Origin of the sequence: Catenibacterium sp. GCM10023432 (assembly GCF_042651925.1) — a bacterium.
Classification (GTDB): Bacteria; Bacillota_I; Bacilli_A; order Erysipelotrichales; family Coprobacillaceae; genus Catenibacterium; species Catenibacterium mitsuoka.
Map to the genome: position 1 here is coordinate 1 of NZ_JBHSEB010000005.1, position 2382 is coordinate 2382.

The following is a 2382-nucleotide window of genomic DNA, read 5'->3' on the forward strand; positions in this document are numbered from 1 at the left end:
TTCCACCTGTTTATTAATTTAATTTGCGGTTTTATTACTTTTTATTATGGGTAGAGTTTGCGGTTTAACACATTAATATAATAGCTGATATGATAATCACTCATTTTTGCGAGTGTATTATCGTCTGAAGCAGTAATTGTGATTAAAGTACTGCCTGCTGCTTTATAATCATTGGCTTTTCTAATAAGTTCTACAGTATCTCCTGAGATAGACAACATAACGACAACTATATCAGTCCCATCCATAGATACCTTCTGGTATGGATCTGTTAAGGCAGCACTAAAGAAACCATTACCAGAAAAGCGTCTTGCTGCATATTCTGCAATCTTAGCTGAATCTCCCATACCATCAAAAATAATCATATTCGCATCACCTAGTATATATGCGATTTCTTTGAATAAATCCTGATAATAAGGGGTATTGAACTTCTTTAAACAGTCAATAGTTTCATCTAAGTCATTCACCATATAAAGAGAGACTTCTTTTTCTTCTTTCTTATAAGCATATTTTAATTCCGGAAAACTGTCATATCCCATCTTTTTCACAAAGCACATAATAGAAGCTGTAGATGTAGGAATCTCCTCTGCCAGTTCTCTTATACTCATATAAGGAAATTGAATGCTGTGCTTCAATATATAGTTATATATACGCATATCTGTTGTACTAAAGCTTTTAATTCTTTCTTCATTAAACATCTAACAATTACCTCTATATACATTCTTTAAATATTTCTTAGCTACTTCTACCATTTGGTCAATAAGTTCTATAGATGTAGGAGATTCATGATAATGATACTCGGGAAAATAACGTGTGATATGTAACACAATATTCGAATCAATAGACGCTAACCACTTTGCTTCTTCTTCCATATCTTCGAGACTATCATTGATACCAGGTACAATCAAAGAAGTGACTTCTAGATGACTTGTAGAAGCATAGTAAATACTCTTTTTTACTGTGTTTAAGTCACCTGATAATTTCTTATAAATATCTTCTTTAAATCCTTTTAAATCAACATTCCATGCATCTACTAAAGGAGATAACTCCTTTATATATTTCTCTTCTATCATTCCATTAGAGACTATAACAGTCTTTAATTCATGCTTCTTACATAATACAAATGTCTCACAAATAAATTCATAACTGATCAGTGGTTCATTATAAGTAAACGCAATACCGATATTCCCTTCTTTTTTGAGATCTAAGGCGACTTCAACAAGTTTTTCAGATGTTGTATGCACCTGTACAGAAGAGCCTTTATCCTGTGATATGGTGTAGTTCTGACAGAAAGGACATTTCATATTACAGCCGTAAGAACCGACAGATAGAATCTGTGTTTCAGGATAGAAATGATAGAGAGGCTTCTTTTCAATAGGATCTAATGACAGTGATGTAATAGCACCATAATCTTTAAGTACTATGCTTCCTTCTTTATTCATTCTTTGATGACAGAATCCTGTCTGTCCTCCTTTTAATACACAATGATGAGGACATAAATCACATCTAATCATGTCTGATCACCTTGAATCTTTCTATCTTGATCTTCTCTCCTTCATGAATACTTGCCTTATGACAAGCTATCTGAATCTGATCAGTCACTGTATCCACACCCTCTAGAGAAGGAAGGAGTAAACCTCTTTTAGAACCATGGGATACTATAATACCATAGATATGAGGATCTAATGTACTGATATCTTCTACTGGTTCTATTTCTCCTAATACATCGACCGAGATAACGAGATTATCTAGTTCTTCTTCTGTAATAGGATCAAAGCGTGGATCTTCACTACATGCACTGATCGCATTATGTACTATTTCTAAGGCAATATTATCCTGTACAGGCATAAAGGTACCAATACAGCCTCTTAAACGTCCTTCTTCATGAATAGATACAAAGATACCTGCACGTCTTTTCATCTCTTCTGTGACTTCTGGAATGATTTCTACTTTCTCTTTCACATAATGTTCTATTGTGGTTCTAGCCAATCTGACATAGTTATCTTCATGTTCTTTGATCTTCTTAACTTCTTCCTGCATCTTCTTTTTATATTGGTTTCCTATATCACGTGTTAAATCTTCGCCACATATTTCAAAGCCACATATACCATAACCTACTCCAAACGGTCCTTCATAAGAATAAAAGTTTAGTTTAATCTTTTTTTGATCTAAAGCACCTGCCATGATTTGAAATGATCTCAGTCCACATTCAGATGCAGCTTCTATAAAGAGTGGATCAAAGGTTAAGAAACGCATAAAATCGCTATTCTTCCATGCTGTAATAATATCATGATCAAAGAGCGGTCCTTCTTCTTTCTGACTACTCCCACGGGCAAGCCCGTGGGGTTCCTACTATCAAGTTTAGCTTGTAATCGTACATCATTT

General features: G+C 34.2%; 3 protein-coding genes. All 3 read right to left on the reverse strand.

What is annotated here, in order from left to right; translation table 11 throughout:
* Positions 1-44: 44 nt before the first annotated feature.
* Genes ACFOZZ_RS02005 through amrA form a run of 3 tightly spaced genes read right to left on the reverse strand, consistent with a single transcriptional unit; the run spans position 45 to position 2253 of the window.
* Positions 45-695: a MurR/RpiR family transcriptional regulator gene (locus tag ACFOZZ_RS02005; RefSeq protein WP_376814597.1), complete on the reverse strand. Its 651-nt coding sequence runs from the start codon at positions 693-695 to the stop codon at positions 45-47.
* Complete coding sequence (amrS, locus tag ACFOZZ_RS02010) at positions 696-1511, reverse strand: AmmeMemoRadiSam system radical SAM enzyme (protein WP_376814598.1); 816 nt, start codon at positions 1509-1511, stop codon at positions 696-698. It lies immediately after the preceding gene.
* Positions 1504-2253, reverse strand: coding sequence for an AmmeMemoRadiSam system protein A (gene amrA, locus ACFOZZ_RS02015; protein WP_376814599.1), 750 nt, complete (start codon positions 2251-2253; stop codon positions 1504-1506). The genes amrS and amrA overlap by 8 nt, the downstream gene beginning before the upstream one ends.
* Positions 2254-2382 lie beyond the last annotated feature (129 nt).

What these genes read in the sequence shown, in the direction of transcription:
- ACFOZZ_RS02005 (WP_376814597.1), bottom strand. Translation starts at nt 695, where the DNA reads ATGTTTAATGAAGAAAGAATTAAAAGCTTTAGTACAACAGATATGCGT.
- amrA (WP_376814599.1), bottom strand. Translation starts at nt 2,253, where the DNA reads ATGCGTTTCTTAACCTTTGATCCACTCTTTATAGAAGCTGCATCTGAA.
- amrS (WP_376814598.1), bottom strand. Translation starts at nt 1,511, where the DNA reads ATGATTAGATGTGATTTATGTCCTCATCATTGTGTATTAAAAGGAGGA.